Raw genomic sequence first — 24698 nt, forward strand, 5'->3', positions numbered from 1 at the left:
ATGAGATGGGAAAATCACTCGTAATCGTCGAGTCGCCCGCCAAGGCGAAGACAATCAACAAGTACCTGGGCAAGGACTACGTGGTTAAATCCAGCGTGGGGCATATTCGTGATCTGCCCACCGCCGGCAGTGCCACCGCCAAGGTAGATCCCAAGGAGCGGGCTGCTCAGGCGGCGATTACCCGCAAGATGGGGCCGGAAGAGAAGGCCGCCCACAAGAAGAAGAAAGCGCGCGAGCAATTGATTCGCCGCATGGGTATCGACCCCGAAAATGGTTGGGACGCCAACTACCAGGTCCTCCCCGGTAAAGAAAAGGTGGTCAACGAGCTGAAAAAGCTCGCCGAAGACTCCGACGCTATCTATCTCGCGACCGACCTTGATCGCGAGGGAGAAGCCATTGCCTGGCACCTGCGCGAGGCCATAGGCGGTGACGATAGTCGCTACCAGCGCGTGGTATTTAACGAAATCACCAAGAAGGCGATTACCGAGGCCTTTGAAGAGCCGGCGGTACTCGACCAGAACCGGGTGAACGCCCAGCAGGCGCGTCGTTTCCTTGATCGCGTGGTGGGCTACATGGTCTCGCCATTGCTGTGGGCGAAGGTTGCGCGGGGCCTGTCTGCCGGTCGGGTGCAATCGGTCGCGGTCCGTCTGATCGTCGAGCGCGAGCGCGAAATCCACGCCTTTATTCCCGAGGAATACTGGGAAGTGCACGCCGACCTGGCCTCCAAGGATGCCTCGGAAGTGCGTTTTCAGGTTAAGCGTCACAAGGGAGAGAATTTCCGCCCCGGCGATGAGGCGACCACACTGGCCGCCACCGCAGAGCTGGAAACCCTGCCTTACGCCGTCAGTAAGCGCGAGGACAAACCCACGCGCTCCAAACCGCCTGCGCCCTATATCACCTCGACGCTGCAGCAAGCCGCTTCCACCCGGCTGGGCTTTAGCGTGAAGAAGACCATGATGATGGCTCAGCGCCTCTACGAGGCCGGTTACATCACCTATATGCGAACCGACTCCACGAATCTGAGTGCCGAGGCGGTGGCCGCCTGTCGCGATTACATCGGCAACAACTTCCCGCCGCGTTACCTGCCGGAGAGCGCCAATCTGTACTCATCCAAAGAGGGTGCACAGGAAGCGCACGAGGCCATTCGTCCGTCAGATGTCAATGTGTCGCAAACCTCGCTGAAGGGCATGGAGCGCGACGCAGAGCGACTCTATGAACTCATCTGGCGTCAGTTTGTGGCCTGTCAGATGCCGGCAGCGGAATACACGTCAACCACCGTGACCGCGGCTGCAGGCGAGTACGAGCTCACCGCCAAGGGACGCATAATCCGGTTTGATGGCTACACCCGAGTGCAGGCGCCTGCTGCGCGCAAAGGCGACGACACGGTACTGCCCGATCTGAAAGAGGGTGACGCGCTGTCACTCAAGAAACTCGATCCTGCCCAGCACTTCACCAAGCCCACCCCGCGATATGGTGAGGCCAGCCTGGTGCGCGAGCTTGAAAAGCGCGGCATCGGCCGGCCATCAACTTACGCGTCGATTATCTCCACCATCCAGGATCGCGGCTATGTGCGCCTGGAAAACAAACGCTTTTATGCTGAGAAGATGGGCGATATCGTCACCCAGCGACTACAGCGCAGTTTTACTGACCTGCTCGACTACGGCTTTACCGCCAATATGGAAGAGCGGTTGGATGACGTAGCTGATGGCAAGCGCGACTGGCGAGATCTGCTGGACGCCTTCTATGCCGAGTTCAGCGACCTGCTCGAAACGGCCAATGAACCGGAGCCCGTGGGCATGCAGCCCAATGAGCCCACCATGACCGATATCGCCTGCGATAAATGCGGGCGTCCGATGCAAATTCGCACTGCCAGTACGGGGGTGTTCCTGGGGTGCTCCGGATACGCGCTGCCGCCGAAAGAGCGCTGCAAGAACACCATTAATCTGACCTCGGGGGATGAGGCCATCCGCGAGGATGCAGATGACGAGGCCGAATCTCGCCAGCTGTTGGAACGCCATCGCTGTACCAAATGCAACTCGGCCATGGACAGTTACCTGATCGACGAAGATCGCAAGCTGCATGTCTGTGGCAACAACCCCGATTGCGACGGCTTCGAGGTCGAGCACGGCAAGTTCAAGATCAAGGGGTACGAGGGGCCGACCCTCGAGTGCGATAAGTGCGGTAGTGAAATGCAGCTCAAGAACGGCCGTTTCGGCAAGTACTTCGGCTGTACCAATGAGGAGTGCAAGAATACCCGCAAGCTGCTCCGCAACGGCGAGCCCGCACCGCCCAAAATGGATCCGGTGCCGATGCCGGAGCTGGCATGCGATAAGGTCGACGATCACTACGTGCTGCGCGATGGCGCCGCTGGTATGTTCCTCGCCGCCAGCGGGTTCCCGCGCAACCGGGAAACCCGTGCGCCGTTTGTTGACGAGCTGCTGCCGCACAAGGAAGCCATCGATCCCAAGTACACGTTCATATTCTCTGCGCCGACTGAGGATGACGACGGCAATCGTGCCCAGGTGCGTTACAGCCGTAAGACCAAGGAGCAGTATGTCATGACCGAGAAGGACGGCAAGGCTAGCGGCTGGAAGGCCTACTACCGCGGCGGTAAGTGGGACGTTGAGCAGAGCAAGAGTCGGGCGAAGAAAAAGTGAGTTCCGCTCGCGGCCAGGCCAACCATGCGTTGTACCTGGCCCGCATCCTGATTGGCGCCTGGCGCCGTGACCTCGACACCCAGAGCGTGGCGGCCAAAACCCTGGCCAGTGCCTATTGGCCCGGGGTGCGCAATCACCTGACAAATGCCTACGGCTGGTTTCTTGTGGAAATCACCCGGCCCGGTGGATTGCCGGAGACGCCGCCGCAATGTCTTGCCGAATTACCGGAGATAGTCGCAGGCAAGGCCATGCCCGGTGAGATTCGAGAGTTCCAGCGCCTGGAGCGGGAGGGCTGGATTGGCGCCATGTTATCGGCAGAGAGTGATGCACCGCAGTCATCGTCGATGCATAACCTGGCGGTGGCAGCCGCCGGTGCCGACCCGGAGCAGGCCGAGACCTGGGCAAACCTGCTACAGCAGCTGTTCGACCGCATGGGCGACTCCCTCGACGAGTACTAGTTCCGGGGCCGGAGCAGGGCGCTCAGGCGTCTATTGCGGCTCTTGCTGCTGTCGCCGCACACTGCCCGCAACTGCGCACCCGTTCACAACTATTCCCGAATAAGCCCTATCGGGCACCCATGGCTGCTGTTATGATGAAGTGGCAGTGTTCGCAACAACAGAGGTTTATTGAGTGTCTGCATCCTTACTGGAGATTGTCGACCTGGGCGACGGTGAAATCGTTCTGCAACGTGCTGACGATGATTCCGCGCCGCTGGTGACCATACAGTTCTCCGACGAATCGCGCATGTACCTGATGGAAAACGGACTGGAAGTGGCCAAGGCCATGATTCAGGCCGGAATTCAGGCCGCGGCCAATATCATGGAACAGAATGAAGCTGAGGCGGATGCCGAAGCTTACGCTGAGCCAGAGGCACCGCGCGTCCTGCACTGACAGGCGTTATTCGACATCCCGCCGGGGCGTTGCGCCACCGGCTATCTGCAGCCCCCTGAGGGGCCTGTCAAAGCCCCTACCGCTTTTAAAAACGTCCGCTGCCTAATTGCCGCGGCGCAGCACACCTACACTCAGGCCTTCAATCGCAAACGATTGCTCGCGCAAATCGACCTTGATGGGCTCGAAATCAGGGTTCTCCGGCAGGAGTTCCAGCAGGTTCTTATCGCGCCCCTGTTGCAGTCGCTTAACGGTGACCTCGTCTTCGATGCGGGCCACAATAATGTCGCCATTATTGGCCACGGGCGTGCTGTGAACGGCCAGCAGGTCGCCGTCGAAGATACCGATATCGATCATCGAGTCGCCAGTGACGCGCAGGAAATAGTCAGCTGCGGGTTTGAAAAATTGGGGCGGGAGGTCGCAGTATTCCTCGATATTCTCCTCGGCGAGCACCGGGTTACCGGCGGCCACCCGACCGACGATGGGAATACCTTGGGTATCGGGCAATTTAATGCCCCGTGAGGCGCCGGGGATAATTTCAATCGCGCCTTTGCGGGCCAGTGCCTTGAGGTGCTCCTCTGCGGCATTGGCTGATTTGAATCCCAGTTCGCGGGCTATGTCGGCCCGGGTGGGCGGGAAGCCTGTGTCATCGATATGTGCACGGATAATATCCAGCACCTGTTGCTGCCGCTTGGTGAGCTTGTCCATGTGTGCCCCATCTGTGTATTTATACAGGTGCTGTGATTATATACAGCATGGGCAGCGGATAACAACGCCTAAAAATCCTCCACGCCATACATGGCTTCGGGCTCGATGGAGTTCAGTGGACTATTCCAGTCTTCCGGTTGCATGGGCAGGTCGGGGTCCAGCAGGTCTTCGTCATCCAGCTCAAAGGCAGAGCGCCAGTCTTCCGGGGCTTCCGCGCGTTCCAGCAGCATTTCGCGCCAGGCATCGAGGTCGTATTCAGACACTTCGCCATCCAGATATTGGGTTTCGATGGTGAGGTTACTGGGATCCCAGTCCACCACCTCGAATAAGGCATTGGTTTGCAGATCCTTGTACCAGCCACCGACAACGGGGCTTAGCATTTTCATGGAGATTTTCCTCCCCTTTTTTCGTGTGCCGCAGACCAACATATCACGCTGGCGTGGGCTGTCCATTATGTGATAACGCTATAAAAACAGGGATGGAAATAGCTTTTACGGCGACGGAAATTCTTTTCAAAAGAGATCAAGCAGTTGCGCTGGACTTCAAGAGATGACTTAATCTGTGCCGCTGATTTATATAATCTTTCGAGACTAAACACGCGGTTCCCACATGAAAAAATTGTCTAAAAATCGTGCTTTTTGCGCTAGAAGAGGTGGCCAGTGACGAGCCTTGGATCGCTTTTCGACAGCCTCGCGCTCAGCCTGGGATTGGAGGGGCAGCTTTTGGCCCTGATCCTACTGGTGACCCTGGGCGCGATGGCTCACCTGGCCCTCGGAATGCTGGTGCGACAATTGCACCGCGCCGCGAGCGCCACAGACTACAACTGGGACGATGTGGCCGTCACGGCGATGGCGATGCCGGTGCGGGTGCTGCTGTGGGTGCTGGTGCTGTATCTGGCCCTGGAAATTTACCCGGTGGCGGAAACCCTGCAGGCCTTTCTCGCCCAGGCTTACGACACTGCGCTGGTGGTATTGCTGGCCTGGTTCCTGCAACGACTTATTCACGGGGTAGAGGAAGAGCTGCTGTGTGAGACCCGCGGCACCCGCCAGTCGGCGGACAAGGCCACCGTGCGCGCGGCGGCCAAGCTGGTGCGCTTTGTGCTCTGGATTACTGCCGGGCTCATGATTCTGCAGAGCCTGGGCGTATCGATCTCCGGGCTGCTTGCCTTTGGGGGCATTGGTGGTATTGCGGTGGGTTTCGCGGCGAAAGATTTGCTCGCCAACTTCTTCGGCGGCCTGAGTGTTTACCTGGACCGGCCCTTTACGGCGGGGGATTGGATTCGCTCACCCGATAAAAGTATTGAAGGCACGGTAGAGGACATAGGCTGGCGCCTGACCCGTATTCGCACTTTTGATCAGCGGCCGCTGTATGTGCCCAACTCGACGTTCTTGCAGATCTCCGTGGAAAACCCCTCGCGCATGCTTAACCGGCGCATCTACGAGACCATCGGCCTGCGTTACCAGGACGCCGCGCTCATGGAGCCGGTGGTTACCCAGGTCAAGGAGATGCTGCGCAACCATCCTGAGATTGACCAGTCGCGCACCCTGATAGTGAACTTTGTGTCCTTCGGGCCATCGTCGCTGGATTTCTTTGTCTACACCTTTACCAAGACCACCGACTGGGTGACGTATCACGAGATCAAACAGGACGTCATGCTGAAGATTCTCGACATTATCCACGCCAACGGCGGCGATGTGGCGTTTCCCACCCAGACATTGCAGCTGGAGCACATTGCCCCCGAGGGCGAAGCGTGAGCGCACTGGCGGTGATCGGCGGTACCGGGGTGGATCGTCTCGGCGGGCTGGACATTGTCACTCGTCACGCGGTCGACACACCCTTTGGCGAGCCGTCACAGGTGGTGCAGGAAGGGCGCCTTGGCGACACGACGATATTCTTTCTACACCGGCACGGTAGCCCCCGGGCCATTCCCCCGCACCGGGTGAACTATCGGGCCAATCTCTGGGCGCTGCAACAGTTGGGCGCCACCCATATCATCGGCATTAACGCCGTCGGTGGCATTGCCCCGAATATGCCGCCAGGCAGGCTGGTTATTCCCGATCAGGTTATCGATTACACCTGGGGGCGTGAGCACACCTATGACACCGGTGAGAGCGGTGAGCTCATGCATATCGACTTTACCGAGCCCTATGATGCGGCGCTGCGCAATGCGGTGCTCGAGGCAGCGGACCGTGGCGACATTGCCTGTGCCCGCGCAGGCGTGCATGGCGTAACGCAGGGCCCGCGCCTGGAGACCGCCGCGGAGATTCGGCGCATGGCCAGCGACGGCTGTGATGTCGTGGGTATGACGGGTATGCCGGAGGCGTCGCTGGCGCGGGAGCTGGGTGTGGCCTATGCGAGCATTTGTATGGTGGTGAATGCCGCAGCCGGGCTCGATGACAAACCCCTCACCCTGGACATGATGCGAGCAACGCTGGAGCGCGAAGCAGACGTAGTTGCGTCGTTGGTTGAAGGTCTGTGCCGCAGCTCTCGCTGGGCGGACTGAAGGAATCGTTGTGCGGCTTAACCGCCTAGTCCAATCCCGCTATCGTATCGGCGTCTGAGCGCTGCTCGGCCAGCCCCATCTCGTGTAACTGCTCTTCATCCAGCGGGGTGAACTTCACTACCAGCCCCACCAGAGGATGATCGAGGTAGTGCACTTCATTGCTGCGCATGCGGCGCTTTTGTTTGAAGGCCACCGCGTGGCGCCATGGGTATACCGGGCCCATATCCTGCTCCAGGTCCGGTATGGCATTCGGGTCTCCAGGCCACACGCTATGGTCGGCCGGCACCTGGTTCACGTAGTAGGGCTCAGGTGCTTCGACCATGTTCGGTTCTGGTTGCTCCACCACAAGCGAGGGCGGTCCCAGCGGCGGCGCCGGCATGCGCCATTCCCCGGGCAGGTAGTCGCCGCGCGTATTCAGCCAGAGGTTGGTTTCAACGTGCAGGTAACGCGCAATGTGCAGCGTGACCGTACCCTGCAGGCGCGGCCAGTCCTGGATGTCACCGGAACTATCCAGTACCAGGGGAATAGCCGTGGCCTCTGGCTGTACCGGTTGTACCCAGGTTTCGTGAAACAGTGTGCGATATTTGCCGGTGCGCTGCATATACGCCGACTTGCCGTGAAACTCGCGCTGCGCGTGGGGCAGGGCGATAAACGGCGTCGGGTACAGTTGCTGCGGTTCCAGCGGGTCTTGGTCAGGCTCAGTTACCGCAGGTTCCAGCGCTGTTTCCGGCGCCGCAGTATCAGGAGAGGGCAGTGGCGGGATGTTGGTGCTCTCTTCGAGGGCTGACATGACGATTAACTGGCGGCCGTAGGCGTCGATGTTGCTCGCGCCGGGGTGCTCGGCAAGGCGCGCTTCGACCTGGGCGGGATAAACGAGGAAACGACTGCTGCTCGGGTAGTTCAACTGGGGCAGTGGTTCCCACTGTTCGCTGGCGCTGCCCGTCTCATTGGCAAACACCATGAGCTCTACCTGATACCAGCGTTCGTTAGCCTGGGCTGCAGCGCTGAGTAGGCAGAGGGAGAGGGCTGTAGGGTAGAGCAGGTGGCGAGCAAGCGGCATCAAGCGGCAGTGTCCTTGGCGTCGGTGGTAAATGTCTGCAGCAGCCCCTCGATAAACTCCTGGCGCTGCAGGTTATCCGGTAGCTCGCGATCAAACCGCAATCGTGTGGCTCCGGCCAGTTTGTAAGCCCGTGGGTCCGACTGTACCAGCTTAACCAGTGCCAGCGGATCAACCCGGGTGCTTTCCTTGAAGTCGATACTACCACCACCGGGGCCCGCTTCAATGGCGCGAATGCCGAGTTTCTGTGCCTTGAGCCGCAGTCGCGAGGTCTGGAAAAGGTTGCCGACCTGCTCGGGCAACAGACCGAAGCGATCGATCATCTCTACCTGCAGCTCGCGCAGCTGGTCTTCGTCTGCGGCGGCGGCAATGCGCTTGTACAGTACCAGACGCGTATTGATGTCCGGTAGGTAGTCCTCGGGAATCAGGGCCGGCATATGCAGATTGACCTCGGTGCCGGCGTCGAGGGGCGCGTCCACATCGGGAATGTCACCCCGCTTAAGTGCGGCCACAGCCCTTTCCAACATATCCATGTACAAGGCGAAGCCAACGCTGTGGATCTGGCCACTTTGCTCATCGCCGAGCAGTTCGCCGGCGCCGCGAATTTCCAGGTCGTGCGTCGCCAGCAGGTAGCCTGCGCCGAGATCGCCGGCAGCCTCAATCGCCTCCAGGCGCTTGCCGGCATCGGAGGTAATCGCCGAGCGCGGCGGGGTGAGCAGGTAGGCGTACGCCTGGTGGTGGGAGCGGCCGACGCGGCCGCGCAGCTGATGTAACTGCGCCAGCCCGAATTTGTCTGCCCGCTCGATAATAATTGTGTTGGCGTTGGGAATATCGATGCCGGTTTCAATAATCGTGGTGCACAGCAGAATGTGGTGGCGCTGGTGGTAGAACGCGGACATCACTTGTTCCAGTTCAGTCTCGCGCATTTGCCCGTGGGCCACACCGATGTTCAGCTCCGGCAGCAACTCGCGCAGTTTGCGGGCACTTTCCTCGATCGATTTGACCTCGTTGTGCAGGTAGTACACCTGCCCGCCGCGCAGGGTTTCACGTAACACGGCCTCTTTGATCAGGGCGATGTTGTGCTCGCGAATAAAGGTTTTGATCGACAGGCGCCGCGCGGGCGGGGTGGCGATAATCGACAGGTCGCGCATGCCGCCCAGGGCCATATTCAGCGTGCGCGGAATCGGGGTCGCTGTCAGCGTGAGAATGTCGACTTCCGAGCGCAGCGCTTTGATCGTTTCCTTTTGCTTCACGCCGAAACGATGTTCTTCATCGATGATGAGCAGGCCCAGGTCGGAGAATTTGAAATCTGACTGAAGCAACTTATGGGTGCCCACCAGAATATCCGTGTTGCCTGCGGCAATACGTTCGCTGACGGCCTTGATATCTGCCGCCGTCTTGAAGCGCGAAACCACCTCGATATTAACCGGCCAGTCGGCGAAACGATCGCAGAATGACTGGTAGTGCTGTTGCGCGAGCAGAGTGGTCGGCACCAGCACGGCCACCTGCTTTTTGCTCTGGGTGGCGATAAAGGCAGCGCGCATGGCCACTTCGGTCTTGCCAAAGCCCACGTCGCCACACACCAGCCGGTCCATGACCCGCGGACTGCACATGTCTTCCACCACGGCCTTGATAGCCTGTTCCTGGTCGGGGGTTTCCTCGAAGGGGAACGCCGCGGCAAATTTATCGTAGGCGATAGGATCGCATTCAAACTCGTAGCCCTTACGCGCTTCGCGGCGGGCGTACACCTCGAGCAGCTGCGCGGCGATGTCGTTGGCCTTTTCACTGGCCTTGCGGCGGGCCTTGTCCCACTGCTCGGAGCCGAGGGTGTGCAGCGGCGCGGCATCCGGGTCGGCCCCTGAATAGCGACTTATCAGGTGCAGCGATGCCACGGGCACATAGAGCTTGGAACCCTTGTTGTACTCCAGGGTAAGGAATTCTGCCTGTTGCCCATCCACGTCCAGGGTTTGCAGGCCCACATAGCGGCCCACACCGTGCTCCAGGTGCACCACCGGCACGCCTTCGCGCAGCTCGTTAATGTCGCGGAAAGCATTGGCGGCTGCAGCGTCTGAGGTTGCCTTGCGACGCCGGCGCTGGGCCACCCGGTTGCCAAACAGCTGGGATTCGCTGACCAGGGTGGGTTCGTCCGGCCCCTGATACAGGCCGCGATCCAGCGGCGCGGTCGCAATCGCAAATGCATGGCCGGAAGTGACAAAGTCATGCCAGTTAAGCACTTCCGGCGGCTTCAGACCGAGTTCCTTCAGTGATTGCAGCAGGATCTCCCTGCGCCCGGCGGATTCTGCACAGAGCAACACCGGCCCGGCGTGGGTCTCCACGAACTTGGCCAGGTTCTGGGCCGCGGATACAACGGTCTGATCGGTGGATAGGTCTGGCGGGGGGAGCACGCCGCTGTCAGCATGGACCGGCGCGTCAGGGTTGTGCCGCAGCTCGAGAACAGGGAATCCCTTCAGGCCTCCGTAGAATTCATCCACTGGCACAAAGCCCCGGTCCGGCGGCAGCAGTGGCCGCCGTGGATCGATGCCGTACTCTTCAAATCGGGTGCCCACTTCCTGCCAGAAGTGGTTGGCGGCGCCATTGTGGTCGCCGATGGTTACCAGCGCGGCATCTTCCGGAAGGTAGTCGAACAGGGTGGCGCACTCGTCAAAGAACAGCGGCAGATAGTATTCACAGCCGCCGGGGCTGCGACCCGCGCTGACCTCTACATAGGTTGGACAGGCGTCGTGGTCGACATCGAAAGCGTCATACCAGTTCATCTGGAAGCGGCCGATACCGCGGGTATCCAGCGGGTACTCCCGGGCCGGCAGCAGGTTAATGGCCTCAACCTTTTCCACCGTGCGCTGGGTCTCAGGATCAAAGGTGCGCAGCGTATCGACCTCGTCATCAAGCAGATCGATGCGATAGGGCAGGGGGCTGCCCATCGGATATATGTCGAACAACGAGCCGCGCAGGGCAAATTCACCGTGCTCGAACACGGTGTCGACGTTGCGATAACCGTTGCGCTCGAGATCGCGCCGGAAACTATCGATATCGATCTGCTGATTGGCTTCCAGCACCAAGCTTGAGCCCGCCACATAGTGAGTCGGCGGCAGTCGGTGCATGAGGGTTGGCACTGGCACAATCAGAATGCCGCCCCGGGTGCGTGGTAGGGTATGCAGGGTGTGCAGACGCTCGGAAATAATGTCCTGGTGGGGCGAGAAGTTGTCGTAGGGCAGGGTTTCCCAGTCGGGGAAGGCCAGAATGTCGAGCTCGCGATCCAGATAGAAGGGCAGTTCCCGCTCCAGGGCGATGGCCGAGCTGGTATCGGCCGTGATCACCACAGTCAGGCGCTCGGGGCTGGCGAGTTCGGCAATACAGCGGGCGTCGGCGCCGCCGTAGAAGGGGCCCATTGCGGTGCGGGAGCCCGGCTTTTCTGGCCAGGGCGTGTTGGCGACCAGGGATGTAAACATGTGTGCAGACTTGGCTCGTGCTTGCGGGCGCGCATTGTATCGTGCCAGACCCCGGTCCGTGAATATGTCCGTGACGGGTCGGTTGAATCAGGGCGTGCTAGGCTGGATAATACGCGCCCCCGACACACACAACACCGCAGGACAACACACCGTGACAGACCGCAAACGAGAGCGCCCGGACGATTACTTCTCTGATTGGAAGGAGCGCGAGGCCCTGGCCGAGGGCATGATCCCCCTGGTGGGGACCCTTTCCCGTGAAAAGAACGTGAAGTGTTACATCTATGGTAAATCCATGGTCAACGCTTCCGTGCTGCAGTTGATGAAAGACCACCGCTATGTGCGCCAGGTGGAAGAGAACGAACTGTCAGAGTTCGAAACTTTCCCTGTGATCACTGAGTTGTCCAAACTCAACCTGGGCCCGGCCCACATTGACGTTGGCCGTATCGCCGTCAACTACTACGACAAGGGTATGGGCGAAGGCCTGTCCATTGAAGAGTACGTACGCCAGGAAGTGGCCGACGATATCGATTCCGATGACAAGCCCCTTGAAGGTCCCCAGGACGTTGTCCTGTACGGTTTTGGCCGCATCGGTCGTCTGATGGCCCGCATTCTTATCGACAAAACTGACGGCGGCGCCGGCCTGCGCCTGCGTGCCATCGTCGTGCGCAAGGGCAAAGCCCCCAACGATCTGGTCAAGCGCGCCAGCCTGCTGCGCCGCGACTCCATCCACGGTGCATTTAATGGCACTATTCGCGTGGACGAGGAGCGTCAGTCCTTTGTTGCCAATGGCAACGAGGTCAAGGTGATTTACGCCAATGACCCCGCTGAGATCGACTACACCCGCTACGGCATCAACAATGCGATTGTTGTCGACAACACCGGTGTATGGCGCGACGAAGACGGCCTGGGCCAGCACCTTAAGAGCAACGGGGTGAGCAAGGTGATTCTGACGGCCCCCGGTAAGGGCGACCTGAAGAACATCGTGCACGGCATTAACCACGACATTATCGACGACAGCGACCAGATCATCTCTGCTGCTTCCTGTACCACTAACGCCATTGCGCCCCCGCTGAAGGCCATGGACGACAAGTACGGCATCAAAGCCGGCCACGTCGAGACCGTACACGCGTTTACCAACGACCAGAACCTGATCGACAACTACCACAAGGGTGATCGTCGCGGCCGCGCGGCCCCGCTGAACATGGTTCTGACCGAGACCGGTGCTGCCAAAGCCGTTGGCAAGGTACTGCCCAAGCTGAACGGCATGCTCACCGGTAACGCGATCCGCGTTCCAACCCCGAACGTGTCCATGGCGATCCTCAATCTGACCCTGAACACGGAAACTACCGCCGAGGAAGTCAACGAGTACATGCGCCACATGGCCCTGCACTCGCCGCTGCGCAAGCAGATCGACTACTCCAGCTCGCCGGAAGTGGTGTCCACCGACTTTGTCGGCTCACGTCATGCCTGTATCTTCGATGCCCAGGCCACCATCGTGAACGGCAACCAGGCGGTTCTGTACCTCTGGTACGACAACGAGTTCGGCTATTCCTGCCAGGTGCACCGCATCCTCGAGCAGATGGCTGGTATCGACTACGCGGTTTATCCGAAAGAGGGCTGATTCCTTCGCCGCGTAACGAGCGCCCGGGTGGTTTTCCACTCGGGCGTTTTTGGTTTTGGGCGGACTGTTCGGTTTGTGAGAGCCCGAAGACTCTTGCAAGTCACTCCAATTACCTCCAGGAAAGCTTTCTTCGTCCTATTGGTTTACTGGTCAGGCATTTGTATGGATGGGTCATAGCGAAACCGGCCTGAAAAGGCTGCATGCCCTTCTGAAACCGCTTCAGGGCCATCCATGGCGCGCTTCGGCGTCCGGCATCCATGCCTCCCGACGATTTCAGAAGGGCATGCAGCCTTTTCAGACCTCCTAGAGTTCTATTCCCGTTTGCTATCTTTCGTCCCGCAGCCCCGCAGCCCCGCAGCCCTGCAGCCCTGCAGCCCCGCAGCCCCGCAGCCCGCAAGCCATAGCCCCATAGCCGTTTAAATCCATAGAACCACTCCAAGCCGCCATGCAGGCCTATGTCCTTCTCGTCATATTCCGGCGCGTTCATGGTTTGCGGAAGAGGCGAAGGGCTTTCCGCAGTGAGTGTTTGAGGGGTGCTTGATGATTGCGCAGCAATCCCACCCCGAGTTGCGCCACGGCCGCAGTCTCTGGAGCAAACCATGCGCCGGGACGAGAAGGGCTTAGGCCAGCATGGCGGCGGCTAGCCAGAAATGCCAAGGTTGGTATGGAGGCCTCAAGCCGATACAAGGCGACTTATGACCGCCCAAAAGTCGTACTAGACATTGGTCGAACACCAAGAGAAAAAACGCAGCAGAATCAAAGAACTGGCTCAGAGTGAGTGGCCTTTTCAGGGCTCTTCCCCTATAATGCGCGCGGCTCAGAGACAGGTGGCGGAAAACGTTCATGCAAGATGGCGCTTTCCGGCAGTATCGCGATGCTGCAAACCCTTGTGATTACTAGGTTTTTCAAATGCTGTCTCAGCCTATCCACACACTAGATTCGTAGGCAGATCGTATGATCAAGATCAAGCGGGGCATGGATATCCCTATCCAGGGAGCTCCCCAGCAAGTTATTGAAGATGCACCTGCAGCCCGCGCCGTCGCGCTGGTAGGCTTCGACTACGTCGGTATGAAGCCCACCATGGAGGTGAAAGAGGGTGACCGGGTGAAACTCGGCCAGGTTCTGTTCACTGACAAAAAGACCGAAGGCGTGCGCTACACCGCACCGGCTTCCGGTGTCGTCTCAGCTGTCAACCGCGGCGCCAAGCGCGTACTGCAGTCGGTAGTGATTGACGTTGACGGTGACGATGCAGAAGATTTCGGTGCTTCCAGCGCGGCTGATGCCGCCAACCTTGACGCCGCCGCCGTGCGCGCCAAGCTGATTGAGAGCGGCCAGTGGACAGCACTGCGCACTCGCCCGTTCAGCAAGGTTCCCGAAGTAGACAGCGAAGCCGCTGCCATTTTTGTCACAGCCATGGATACCCAGCCACTCGCTGCTGATCCCGCGGTGATCATTGATACCCAGGTCGAAGCATTTACGCTCGGTCAGGATCTGTTGGCCAAGCTGACCAACGGCAAGGTATACGTCTGCGCTGCCGCTGACGTGTCCATTCCGCTGGGCAAGTCTGGCAAGGTTCAGTATGCCCAGTTCGACGGCCCGCACCCGGCTGGCCTGGCAGGCACCCACATCCATTTCCTGGAAGGCGCCAGCAACGGCAAAACCGTGTGGCAGGTTGGCTACCAGGACGTGATCGCCATTGGCCGCCTGTTCCTCGACGGAAAGCTATACACCGACCGCGTGATTTCGTTGGCCGGCCCCCAGGTAGAGAACCCCCGTCTGGTGAAGACGCGTCTGGGTGTAGACCTGCAGGCGCTGTGTGCCGGTGAAGTGAAAGAGGGCGAGAACCGCATCATCTCCGGCTCCGTACTCGGCGGTCGCGGTGTTGCTACCGGCACTTCTTACCTTGGTCGTTACCACAACCAGGTCAGCGTGCTGCTCGAAGGTCGCCAGCGCGACTTCATGGGTTGGCTGAGCCCCGGTGCCAGCCGCCACTCCAGTCTGGGCATTTACCTGTCCAGCTTCTTTGGTGTGAAGCCACTGCCCATGACTACTAACACCAACGGCTCCGAGCGTGCCATGGTGCCGGTGGGGCAGTACGAAAACATCATGCCGCTGGATATTCTTCCCACCCAGCTGCTGCGCTCGCTGATTGTCGGCGACACCGAAACAGCCCAGGCCCTCGGTTGCCTGGAACTGGAAGAGGAAGATCTGGCCCTGTGCACCTATGTCTGCGCAGGCAAGTACGAGTACGGTCCTATCCTGCGGGATAACCTGACCCGCATTGAGAAGGAGGGCTAAGTCGTGGGATTGCGCAAGACTCTTGACGACATGGAACATCACTTCACCGAGGGCGGTAAGTACCAAAACTGGTATGCTCTCTACGAAGCGGTAGATACTATTTTCTATTCCCCGGGCAGTGTGACCAAGTCCACCGCCCACGTGCGCGACGGCATTGACCTCAAGCGCATAATGATTACCGTTTGGTTCGCCACATTCCCGGCCATGTTCTACGGCATGTACAACCTGGGTTTCCAGGCGACGGGTGTTATGGAAGCCGGCATGGCAGTAGAAGGTTGGCGCGGCTGGCTCATCGAACTGCTCGGTGGTTATGACGCGACCAGCCTGTGGCACTGCTTCTGGTATGGCGCCGTGTTCTTCCTGCCAATATATGCCGTCACATTTGTGGTCGGTGGCTTCTGGGAAGTACTGTTTGCCATGAAGCGCGGCCATGAGGTTAATGAAGGCTTCTTCGTGACCTCGGTTCTGTTCGCCTTGATCTGTCCCCCCGATGTGCCCCTGTGGCAGGTGGCCCTGGGCATTAGCTTCGGTGTCGTTATCGGCAAGGAAGTGTTCGGCGGTACGGGTAAGAACTTCCTCAACCCCGCTTTGACCGGCCGTGCGTTCCTATATTTTGCGTACCCCGCTCAGATGTCCGGCGACGCGGTCTGGGTAGCTGTGGATGGTTACACTGCGGCGACGCCGCTGTCGATCGTCGCTGCTGACGGCATGTCCGTACTGCAGTCACAGTTCACCTGGATGGATGCCTTTATCGGCCGCATTCCCGGCTCGATTGGTGAAGTATCCACGCTGGCCATTGCGATTGGCGGTGCCGCGTTGCTGATTGCTCGCATCGCTTCCTGGCGTATTGTGGCTGGCGTCATGGTGGGTATGGTCGCACTGTCGACCCTGTTCAACATTGTCGGTTCCGATTCCAACCCCGCATTCGCCATGCCCTGGTACTGGCACCTTGTGACTGGTGGCTTTGCTTTCGGTATGTTCTTTATGGCCACTGACCCCGTGTCAGGGGCCATGACCAACACTGGCAAGTGGGCCTTCGGCATTCTGATCGGTGCGATGACCGTACTGATCCGCGTTGTAAACCCGGCCTTCCCCGAGGGCATCATGCTGGCGATTCTGTTCGCCAACCTGTTTGCGCCCCTGATGGATCACTTCGTGGTCCAGGCCAATATCAAGAGGAGACTTGCTCGTGTCTAGTAACGACAGCATCAAGAAAACGCTGATTGTCGCGTTCTCCCTCTGTATCGTCTGTTCGGTTGTTGTGTCCACAGCTGCGGTAATGCTCAAGCCCGCGCAGGTGGCAAACGCCGAGCTCGACAGGAAGAAGAATATTCTCGCCGCTGCGGGCATCCTCGAAGAGGGTCGCAGCATTGACGAGCAGTTCGAATCCATCACTACTCGTGCGGTCGATCTGCGCACCGGCCAGTTCACCGATGAGGTGGATGCGGCCAGCTTCAACCAGCGCAAGTCGATTAAAGACCCGGCGCTGTCCGACAAGTTGAGCAGCAGTGACGACCCCGCCAAGATCCTGCGCCGTGAGCACTTTGCGCTGGTCTACATGGTCGAGGACGAGAACGGTCTGGACAAAATCATCCTGCCCATCCGCGGTTACGGCCTGTGGGGCACTCTGTACGGTTTTGTGGCGCTCGAGGGCGACATGAATACGGTTGCAGGCCTTGGCTTTTACGAGCACAAGGAAACACCCGGACTCGGCGGTGAAGTCGACAATCCCCGCTGGAAAGGCCTGTGGCCGGGCAAGCAGATGTTTGCCGATGGCGAAGTCGCCCTGACGATCGTAAAAGGCGCAGTTGATCCCGGCGCGGAAGGTGCCGATTTCATGGTGGACGGCCTGGCCGGTGCCACCCTGACAACCCGCGGCCTGGACAACCTGGTCAAGTACTGGCTGGGCCCCGAAGGCTTTATGCCCTTTCTTAGTAACCTGAAATCCGGGGAGGCCTGATCGTGGATTCTGTTAAAGACACACTCTCAACCCCAATTTTCAAGAACAACCCCATCGCGCTGCAGGTGCTGGGTGTTTGTAGCGCCCTGGCGGTAACGTCGTCGTTGCAGGTAACCCTGGTCATGTGTATCGCACTGACTTCGGTGTGTGCGTTCTCTAACCTGGGTGTTTCTCTCATCCGCAACCACATTCCCGGCAGCATTCGTATCATCGTGCAGATGATCATTATTGCCTCGCTGGTAATTTCGGTAGACCTGACACTGAAAGCCGTCGCCTATGACATCAGCAAGCAGTTGTCGGTGTTTGTCGGCCTGATCATTACCAACTGTATCGTCATGGGTCGCGCCGAGGCCTTCGCCATGAAGAACCCGCCGCTGCCTAGCTTTATCGACGGCATCGGCAATGGTCTGGGTTACTCCGTGGTGCTGATCGCAGTCGCGGTGGTACGTGAGCTGTTCGGTGCGGGCAAACTGTTCGGCATCGAGATTCTGCCGCTGGTCACCGAGGGTGGCTGGTACAACCCCAACGGCCTGCTGCTGTTGCCTCCAAGTGCCTTCTTCCTGATCGGCATGTTCATCTGGATTCTGCGCTCTGCACAGAAGGACCAGGTTGAGGAGCCCGACTTCAAGATGGCGAAACACACTGTTGCGCGGGAGGGCGTGTAAATGGAACATTACCTGAGCCTGTTTATCCGCTCGATCTTTATCGAGAACATGGCCCTGGCATCCTTCCTGGGCATGTGTACCTTCCTGGCGGTATCCAAAAAGATCCAGGCGGCCTTTGGCCTGGGCGTAGCGGTGGTGGTTGTACTGACCATTACCGTGCCGGTGAACAACCTGATCTATAACTCCCTGCTGGCGGAAGGCGCTCTGGCATGGGCCGGTTACCCCGAGCTCGACCTGAGCTTCCTGGGCCTGCTCAGCTACATTGGCGTAATCGCGGCGATGGTACAGATCCTGGAGATGTTCCTGGATAAGTATGTACCTGCGCTGTACAACGCGCTCGGTGTATTCCTGCCGCTGATTACCGTGAACTGTGCCATCCTCGGTGCATCGCTCTTCATGGTTGAGCGGGACTACAACTTCAGCGAATCGCTGGTCTTCGGCGCAGGCGCCGGCGTGGGCTGGGCCCTGGCCATTGTTGCCCTGGCCGGTATCCGCGAGAAACTGAAGTACTCCGATGTGCCCGACGGTCTGCAGGGCCTGGGTATTACTTTCATTATCGTTGGTCTGATGTCCCTGGGCTTCATGTCCTTCGGCGGCATCGATCTGTAAGGAGTAGCGGCGACAATGGATACAATTATTTTCGGCGTAGTTATGTTCACCGCCATCGTGCTGGCCCTGGTGGCCGTCATTCTTGTGGCGCGCAATTCCCTGGTGAGCACCGGCGACGTCAATATCGAGATTAACGGCGAGAAGACCATTACGGTTCCCGCCGGCGGCAAGCTGCTGCAGACCTTGTCTGAATCTGGCCTGTTCCTGCCCTCTGCCTGTGGCGGCGGCGGTACCTGTGCCCAGTGTAAGTGCATTATCAACGACGGTGGCGGCTCTATGCTGCCCACCGAAGAATCGCACTTCACCAAGCGCGATGAAGCGGAAGGCTGGCGTCTGAGCTGTCAGGTGGCTGTGAAGCAGGACATGAAGATCGAAGTCGAAGAAGAAGTCTTCGGCGTGAAGCAGTGGGAATGTACCGTTGAGTCCAACCCCAATGTGGCGACCTTCATTAAAGAGCTTACCCTGAAGCTCCCCGAGGGCGAGAACGTGGACTTCCGCGCCGGCGGTTACGTGCAGCTGGAATGTCCCGCGCACCACGTGAAGTACTCCGATTTCGATATCGAAGAGGAATACCGTGGTGACTGGGAGCACTTCAACTTCTTCAAGCACGAATCCATCGTGAAGGAAGACGTGATCCGCGCCTACTCCATGGCCAACTATCCGGAAGAGAAGGGCGTTGTTAAATTCAACATCCGTATCGCCACGCCGCCTCCCGGCAGCGAAGGCATTCCTCCCGGCCAGATGTCATCCTGGGTATTTAACCTGAAGCCGGGTGACAAGGTGAACGTATACGGTCCCTTCGGTGAATTCTTCGCCAAGGATACCGATGCCGAGATGGTCTTCATTGGTGGCGGAGCGGGTATGGCGCCAATGCGCTCCCATATCTTCGACCAACTCAAGCGTTTGAACAGCAAGCGTAAGATCTCCTTCTGGTACGGTGCGCGCTCCCTGCGTGAAATGTTCTACGTGGAAGACTACGACACCCTCGCAGCCGAGAACGAGAACTTCGACTGGCACGTGGCGCTTTCTGATCCGCAGCCCGAGGACAACTGGGACGGCCTGACAGGCTTCATTCACAACGTATTGTATGAAGAATACCTGAAGGACCACCCCGCACCTGAAGACTGTGAGTACTATATGTGCGGGCCGCCGATGATGAATGCGGCGGTCATCCAGATGCTGACGGATCTGGGTGTCGAGCCCGAGAATATCCTGCTTGATGACTTCGGCGGATAATCCCAAAAGCCACTCCAAGGAGTGGCTTTTTGCTGTGTTGGGTGCGGCTTTCGCCGCACTGCTGCTGGTGGGCTGCGCCGATCAGGCGCAGTCGTTTAAGCTGACCGGCGCAACGATGGGCACTACCTGGCACGTGACAGCGACCCCCGGCGACGACGCCAACATCGACACGGCGCAACTGCAGCGCGATATCGAAGTGGTGCTTGAGTCGGTTAACGACAGCATGTCTACCTATCGGGCAGAGTCGGAAATCAGCCGTTTCAACCAGGCGCCCGTGGATGCCTGGTTCGATGTGTCTGAAGATTTCTACCTGGTGCTGTCGGCCGCTATGGCGATTCACTGGCAGAGTAATGGCGCTTACGATGTTACCGTCGGCCCGCTGGTTAACCTGTGGGGGTTTGGCCCCGGTGAACGTATCGATGCTGCGCCTGATGCTGCCGCCATCGACTTGGTGATGACGCGGGTAGGGCAGGACAAACTGCGCGTCGATGGTGAGCTGCGCAGTGTGCGCAAGCAGGCCGATCTCTATCTGGATTTCTCCTCCATCGCCAAGGGATTTGCCGTGGATGAGGTCGCGCGCTTGCTGCAGGCGACCGGCATCGAAGACTATCTGGTGGAAATTGGCGGTGAGATGCGGGTCGGCGGTCTGTCGCCTCGCGGAGACGCCTGGCGCATTGCGATCGAGCAGCCGGAGGTAGGCGCCAGGTCGATTGCCCAGGCGATTGCATTGCGCGATGTGGCGATTGCCACGTCCGGAGATTACCGGAATTACTTTGAGGCGGATGGCGTGCGTTACTCGCACAGCATTGATCCGCGCACCGGTCAGCCGGTTGCCCATGAACTGGTCTCAGTTACTGTGATTCACCCCAGTTGCATGATGGCGGATGCCTGGGCCACCGCGCTCACCGTGCTGGGTGCCGAAGAAGCGATGGCAGTGGCGGAGTCGGCCGGTTTGGCGGTATATTTTATTCAGCGCGAGGGCGAGGGTTTAGCAGACAGCCATACAGAGGCATTTGCTCCCTACCTCGGCTCAATAGGCGCAACCGAGTAGTTGGCGCCGGGAGAGACAGATGGCAATTTTTATCATTACAACCCTGTTTATAGGTATCGTGATTGCTGCGATGGCGGTAGGTGTGATCGCTGGACGTGGGCCGATTAAAGGCTCCTGCGGTGGCATGGGTGCGCTGGGTATCGATACCTCCTGTGATATTTGTGGCGGCGACCCACGGCGCTGCGATGAAGAGACCCGGGAGGGTGAAGTCGGCAAGGCCAACCCGGGCCTGTACTATCCTGCCGACCGCGAGTAACGGAATAAGCCGCTTTGACTAAGCCTGGCGGCTCGATCGCTAACTACGCCCCATTTATCGGCCTGCGCTACAGCTTTAGCCGCAAACGCAGCCGTTTCACAGCCGTCATTTCTCTGGTGTCCATGCTCGGCATGGTGCTCGGTGTCGCCAGCCTGATCACCGTATTGTCGGTGATGAATGGGTTTGCCGGCGAACTGCGCGGGCGTATCTTGTCGCTGGTGCCTCACGGTTATGTGTCTGCGCCGGACGGTGTTTCCGACTGGCAGGCCCTGGGTGATCAACTGCTGCAGGCCCCGGGCATTGATGCCTATTCCCCCTATATTTCTGAAAAGGTGATCCTCGCCAGCGGCCGCTCGCTGCGTGGCGCTGTGCTCACCGCCATTGATCCCGCGTATGAACAGCGCGTGTCACGGGCTTCACAGGCGATGGTGCAGGGCGAGCTTGCGGCGCTGGCAGACGATAGTTTCAGCGTGGTGTTGGGCGGATCGCTGGCGCGTATGCTCGGCGTCAGAGTTGGGGACAGTGTGGAAGTCACCGTGCCGCGCTTAACCATGACGCCCCTGGGTGTATTTCCCCGCAGCAAGCGGCTTACTGTCGTGGGTTTGTTTGAAGTGGGCGCCCAGCCTGACACGTTTCAGGCCTACGTGGGCCTGGCTGCCGGACAAAAGCTGCTGGGCCCGCGGCGTTCTGTCGAGGGCCTGCAGCTNAAAACCGCCGATCTGATTTCGGCGCCGCAGACTATCGCCCAGCTGGCAGATCAGCTGCCTGAGGGTTACCAGTTGCAGGACTGGAGCCAGACCCAGGGCTCATTGTTTCGCGCGGTAAAAATGGAGAAAGTTATGGTCAGCCTGCTGTTGCTCAGTGTGGTAGCCGTGGCGGCCTTCAACATCGTCTCCACCCTGGTGATGTCGGTGGCTGAGAAACGTCGCGACATTGCGGTGCTCCGTACCATGGGCGCCCGGGCCAGCGGCGTCATGGCTATTTTTGTCGCCCATGGGCTGGGACTTGCGCTGGTGGGTATTACCGCAGGCGCAATCATCGGCGTATTGTTGGCTACCAATATTTCCGCGATTACCCTCTTTATTGAAAACCTGTTCGGAGTGAAATTGTTCGATCCCTCTGTGTATTTCATCAGTGAGTTGCCCTCGGTATTAATGCCGGGTGACGTGCTTATGGTGACGCTTGCTTCGCTCGCACTGAGCCTGCTGGCGACGATTTATCCCGCATGGCGGGCCGCCAAAGTGGCGCCTGCAGAGGTACTGCGCTATGAGTGAGCCGGTATTGTGCTGCGAATCGCTGGTGCGTGACTACGCCGATGGAGACAAGGTGGTGCGGGTGCTCGATGGTGTTGAACTCACACTGATGCCCGGTGAAAAAATCGCCGTGGTCGGTGCCTCCGGCTCCGGCAAGTCTACGCTATTGAACCTGCTCGGTGGCCTGGATCATCCCACGGCAGGGCGGGTGGTGCTCGGTGGGCAGGACATGGCTGCCCTAAGCGAGGCGCAGTTGTGCGCAGTGCGCAATCAGCAGCTGGGCTTTGTGTATCAGTTCCACCATTTGTTGCCGGAATTTGATGCCCAGGAAAATGTCGCAATGCCGCTTCTCATCGCGGGGGTGTCGCGCCGCGACAGTGCTGCAGCTGCCGAGGAAATATTGACCCGCGTCGGTCTCCAGCACCGTCTTCGCCACCGCCCCGGGCAGCTGTCCGGCGGCGAGCGACAACGGGTGGCCATTGCCCGGGCACTGGTGACATCGCCGGATTGTGTGTTGATGGATGAGCCCACGGGTAATCTCGACCCGGAATCCGCCGCCCAGGTACTGGCGCTGATCGACGAACTCGGCGAGTCCAGTGCCGCGTTTATTGTGGTTACCCATGACCCTGAGATCGCTGCCCATATGCACCGCACCCTGGAGCTGCGCGGCGGCGTACTCGAGGCGCGCCAGTGAATTGGGCCGACCGGGGCAGGGTGGCACGTCGCTACACGTTTGCCTTCGGCCAGGGGCACTTGTCCACGTTTCTCTCTTCGCTGTCGATGCTTGGCCTGGTGCTTGCGATTGCATTGCTGATTATTGTGCTGAGCGTTATGAACGGTTTCGATCGGGAAATGCGCGAGCGTATTTTGTCTCTGGTGCCTCACATTACTGTGTATTCGCACGAACCCATGGATGACTGGCCGGACCTTTCGCTGTCGCTTGAGCAGCATCCGCAGGTGCGGGAGGTGGCGCCGTTCAGTCAGTTCGATGCGCTATTTATGCGCGGGAACGAGATTGAGACTGCCCAGGGCATTGGTTTGCCAATGGACTCACCCGCGACCCGACGCCTGCTCGAGTCCTTGGATGACGAACAGTTTTCCGCCTTTGCTGCGCGCGATGACGGTCTTGTCCTTGGCGTGGGAATTGCTCGCCGCCTCGGTGTGGCCGCCGGCGATATGGTGACGCTTATTGTGCCCGGCGGCGGGTTGACCGGTGATACGGGGCGCACCCGTTTCGAATCGCTGTATCTCGCCGGTGTTATCGCTACCGGTACCGAGCTGGACGAGGCCATGGCCCTGTTGCATCTCGACAAGGCATCGACGCTTGCCGGGTTGGGTGATGCAGTGAGTGGCCTGCGGGTGGTGACCTCGGATGTGTTCTCCAGTTCGCGATTGGCCTGGGAATTGGTCAACCAGTTGCCAGTGGGCCACTACGCAACCCATTGGAAGATGACTCACGGCAACCTTTACGCAGCAATCCAGTTGTCCCGGGACCTCGTGAGTATCCTGTTGTTCTCAATCATTGCCGTGGCGGCATTTAACGTCGTCTCCTCGCTGGTGCTGGTGGTGTTCGATAAGCGCGACAATATTGCCATCCTGCGTACCCTCGGTGCTTCGGGTGGCGATATTGCCTGGATCTTTGTATTGCAGGGGGCCATGATCGGCCTGGTCGGTGTGGCGCTGGGCAGTTCGCTGGGTGTGCTCGGCAGTCAGCTGGTGCCCGGCTTTGTCAGCGCGCTGGAAGCGGCCCTGGGAACGCAGTTCCTCGATACTGACGTGTACCCGGTATCTTTTGTGCCGGTGGATTTGCTCTGGCGGGATGTGGCCGCTGTTGCCGGGATTGCATTGGTGATGTGCCTGGTCGCTGCCATTTACCCGGCGATACGCGCCGCGCGCCTAGCGCCGGCGGCGGTGTTGAGCCAGGAGCTTAGCTGAGTTTTGCCTGGCGACGTTTTTTGCGTTCGCGCCACATGCGTGCCACGCGCATTCGCCACAGAATACTGATCACAAAGTACCCCACCGATCCGAAAAACAGACCGCAGATAAAACACCCGGTGAGAAACGGTAACCAGATTGCGCGGGTGCTGGTTGAGAGCCAGTAAAAGCTCAATTCAAACTCAATGGGCTGCATGGGGACGTCGATAATCATTGCGCCCACCTTGTAGGCCAGATAAAAAATCGCCGGCATGGTCACCGGATTGGTAATCCACACCAGGCCCACAGACAGTGGTAGGTTGCAGCGCAATAGCACGGCCAGGCATGCCGCTATCAGCATTTGCCCGGGGACGGGCATAAAGGCCACAAACAGGCCGACAAAGAACGCCATTGCCGAAGAATAACGATTGATATGCCACAGGTTGGTGGCGTACACCCAGTCACCCAGAACCCGCAGCGACTTGATGGAGCGTATCCGTTCAGGGCTGGGTGTAATAGATTTAAGCGTATCCTTTGGCATATCTCTGGTGGTCG

General features: G+C 59.2%; 22 protein-coding genes. 17 read left to right on the forward strand and 5 right to left on the reverse strand.

Annotated features, from left to right (window positions below):
• The first annotated feature begins 5 nt into the window (after nt 1-5).
• From topA to A3709_RS02600, 3 genes are all read left to right on the forward strand, one after another.
• Nucleotides 6-2657, forward strand: a complete 2652-nt coding sequence (gene topA, locus A3709_RS02590; protein WP_066049881.1) for a type I DNA topoisomerase — start codon at nt 6-8, stop codon at nt 2655-2657.
• Complete coding sequence (locus A3709_RS02595) at nt 2654-3115, forward strand: DUF6586 family protein (protein ID WP_066049645.1); 462 nt, start codon at nt 2654-2656, stop codon at nt 3113-3115. Before topA ends, A3709_RS02595 begins: the two co-directional genes overlap by 4 nt.
• Before the next feature lie 172 nt (nt 3116-3287).
• The gene (locus A3709_RS02600; protein WP_066049648.1) at nt 3288-3548 is read left to right on the forward strand and encodes a hypothetical protein; all 261 of its coding nucleotides are present in this window, start codon (nt 3288-3290) and stop codon (nt 3546-3548) included.
• A gap of 102 nt (nt 3549-3650) precedes the next feature.
• Here A3709_RS02600 and lexA read toward each other — a convergent pair whose 3' ends face one another.
• Both lexA and A3709_RS02610 read right to left on the reverse strand, forming a co-directional pair.
• On the reverse strand, nt 3651-4253 hold the full coding sequence (gene lexA / locus A3709_RS02605) for a transcriptional repressor LexA (RefSeq protein WP_066049650.1): 603 nt from the start codon (nt 4251-4253) through the stop codon (nt 3651-3653).
• 68 nt (nt 4254-4321) lie between these two features.
• Nucleotides 4322-4639 (reverse strand): DUF6763 family protein, encoded by a 318-nt coding sequence (locus A3709_RS02610; RefSeq protein ID WP_066049653.1) that lies wholly within the window; start codon nt 4637-4639, stop codon nt 4322-4324.
• 273 nt (nt 4640-4912) lie between these two features.
• Between A3709_RS02610 and A3709_RS02615 the strand changes: the two genes are divergently transcribed.
• Both A3709_RS02615 and A3709_RS02620 read left to right on the forward strand, forming a co-directional pair.
• Entirely contained in the window at nt 4913-6007 is a 1095-nt protein-coding gene (locus A3709_RS02615; RefSeq protein WP_066049656.1) for a mechanosensitive ion channel family protein, read from the forward strand.
• A complete protein-coding gene (locus A3709_RS02620) occupies nt 6004-6756 on the forward strand; it encodes an S-methyl-5'-thioinosine phosphorylase (RefSeq protein ID WP_066049660.1) in 753 nt (250 codons plus the stop codon). Before A3709_RS02615 ends, A3709_RS02620 begins: the two co-directional genes overlap by 4 nt.
• Nucleotides 6757-6781: 25 nt before the next feature.
• On the opposite strand, the gene A3709_RS02625 is transcribed toward A3709_RS02620, so the two are convergent.
• Together A3709_RS02625 and mfd are read right to left on the reverse strand one after the other, a co-directional pair.
• Nucleotides 6782-7816 carry a CsiV family protein gene (locus tag A3709_RS02625; RefSeq protein WP_066049662.1) on the reverse strand — a complete coding sequence of 345 codons (1035 nt, stop codon included), beginning with the start codon at nt 7814-7816 and terminating at the stop codon, nt 6782-6784.
• Complete coding sequence (mfd, locus tag A3709_RS02630) at nt 7816-11280, reverse strand: transcription-repair coupling factor (RefSeq protein ID WP_066049665.1); 3465 nt, start codon at nt 11278-11280, stop codon at nt 7816-7818. The genes A3709_RS02625 and mfd overlap by 1 nt, the downstream gene beginning before the upstream one ends.
• Before the next feature lie 151 nt (nt 11281-11431).
• Between mfd and A3709_RS02635 the strand changes: the two genes are divergently transcribed.
• The 12 genes from A3709_RS02635 (at nt 11432) to A3709_RS02695 (ending at nt 24164) form a co-directional block, all read left to right on the forward strand.
• Complete coding sequence (locus tag A3709_RS02635; RefSeq protein ID WP_066049668.1) at nt 11432-12901, forward strand: glyceraldehyde-3-phosphate dehydrogenase; 1470 nt, start codon at nt 11432-11434, stop codon at nt 12899-12901.
• Nucleotides 12902-13855: 954 nt separating this feature from the next.
• Nucleotides 13856-15199, forward strand: coding sequence for a Na(+)-translocating NADH-quinone reductase subunit A (locus A3709_RS02645; protein WP_066049674.1), 1344 nt, complete (start codon nt 13856-13858; stop codon nt 15197-15199).
• Between the two features lie 3 nt (nt 15200-15202).
• Nucleotides 15203-16396, forward strand: a complete 1194-nt coding sequence (locus A3709_RS02650; RefSeq protein ID WP_066049676.1) for an NADH:ubiquinone reductase (Na(+)-transporting) subunit B — start codon at nt 15203-15205, stop codon at nt 16394-16396.
• Nucleotides 16389-17159 (forward strand): Na(+)-translocating NADH-quinone reductase subunit C, encoded by a 771-nt coding sequence (locus A3709_RS02655; protein ID WP_066049679.1) that lies wholly within the window; start codon nt 16389-16391, stop codon nt 17157-17159. Before A3709_RS02650 ends, A3709_RS02655 begins: the two co-directional genes overlap by 8 nt.
• Nucleotides 17160-17161: 2 nt before the next feature.
• Nucleotides 17162-17824, forward strand: a complete 663-nt coding sequence (locus tag A3709_RS02660; protein WP_066049682.1) for an NADH:ubiquinone reductase (Na(+)-transporting) subunit D — start codon at nt 17162-17164, stop codon at nt 17822-17824.
• Nucleotides 17825-18433 (forward strand): NADH:ubiquinone reductase (Na(+)-transporting) subunit E, encoded by a 609-nt coding sequence (nqrE, locus tag A3709_RS02665; protein ID WP_066049686.1) that lies wholly within the window; start codon nt 17825-17827, stop codon nt 18431-18433.
• 15 nt (nt 18434-18448) lie between these two features.
• Nucleotides 18449-19669 (forward strand): NADH:ubiquinone reductase (Na(+)-transporting) subunit F, encoded by a 1221-nt coding sequence (nqrF, locus tag A3709_RS02670; protein WP_066049691.1) that lies wholly within the window; start codon nt 18449-18451, stop codon nt 19667-19669.
• Nucleotides 19653-20720 (forward strand): FAD:protein FMN transferase, encoded by a 1068-nt coding sequence (locus tag A3709_RS02675; RefSeq protein ID WP_066049694.1) that lies wholly within the window; start codon nt 19653-19655, stop codon nt 20718-20720. Before nqrF ends, A3709_RS02675 begins: the two co-directional genes overlap by 17 nt.
• A gap of 19 nt (nt 20721-20739) precedes the next feature.
• A complete protein-coding gene (gene nqrM, locus A3709_RS02680; RefSeq protein ID WP_066049696.1) occupies nt 20740-20976 on the forward strand; it encodes a (Na+)-NQR maturation NqrM in 237 nt (78 codons plus the stop codon).
• Between the two features lie 14 nt (nt 20977-20990).
• A complete protein-coding gene (locus tag A3709_RS02685) occupies nt 20991-22250 on the forward strand; it encodes a lipoprotein-releasing ABC transporter permease subunit (protein ID WP_066049699.1) in 1260 nt (419 codons plus the stop codon).
• Nucleotides 22243-22923, forward strand: a complete 681-nt coding sequence (locus tag A3709_RS02690; protein ID WP_066049702.1) for an ABC transporter ATP-binding protein — start codon at nt 22243-22245, stop codon at nt 22921-22923. Before A3709_RS02685 ends, A3709_RS02690 begins: the two co-directional genes overlap by 8 nt.
• A complete protein-coding gene (locus A3709_RS02695; RefSeq protein WP_066049705.1) occupies nt 22920-24164 on the forward strand; it encodes a lipoprotein-releasing ABC transporter permease subunit in 1245 nt (414 codons plus the stop codon). Before A3709_RS02690 ends, A3709_RS02695 begins: the two co-directional genes overlap by 4 nt.
• Here A3709_RS02695 and A3709_RS02700 read toward each other — a convergent pair.
• Nucleotides 24157-24684 (reverse strand): DUF2062 domain-containing protein, encoded by a 528-nt coding sequence (locus A3709_RS02700; RefSeq protein WP_066049709.1) that lies wholly within the window; start codon nt 24682-24684, stop codon nt 24157-24159. The genes A3709_RS02695 and A3709_RS02700 overlap by 8 nt on opposite strands.
• Nucleotides 24685-24698: the final 14 nt, after the last annotated feature.

This window comes from Halioglobus sp. HI00S01 (assembly GCF_001635445.1).
GTDB lineage: Bacteria > Pseudomonadota > Gammaproteobacteria > Pseudomonadales > Halieaceae > Halioglobus > Halioglobus japonicus.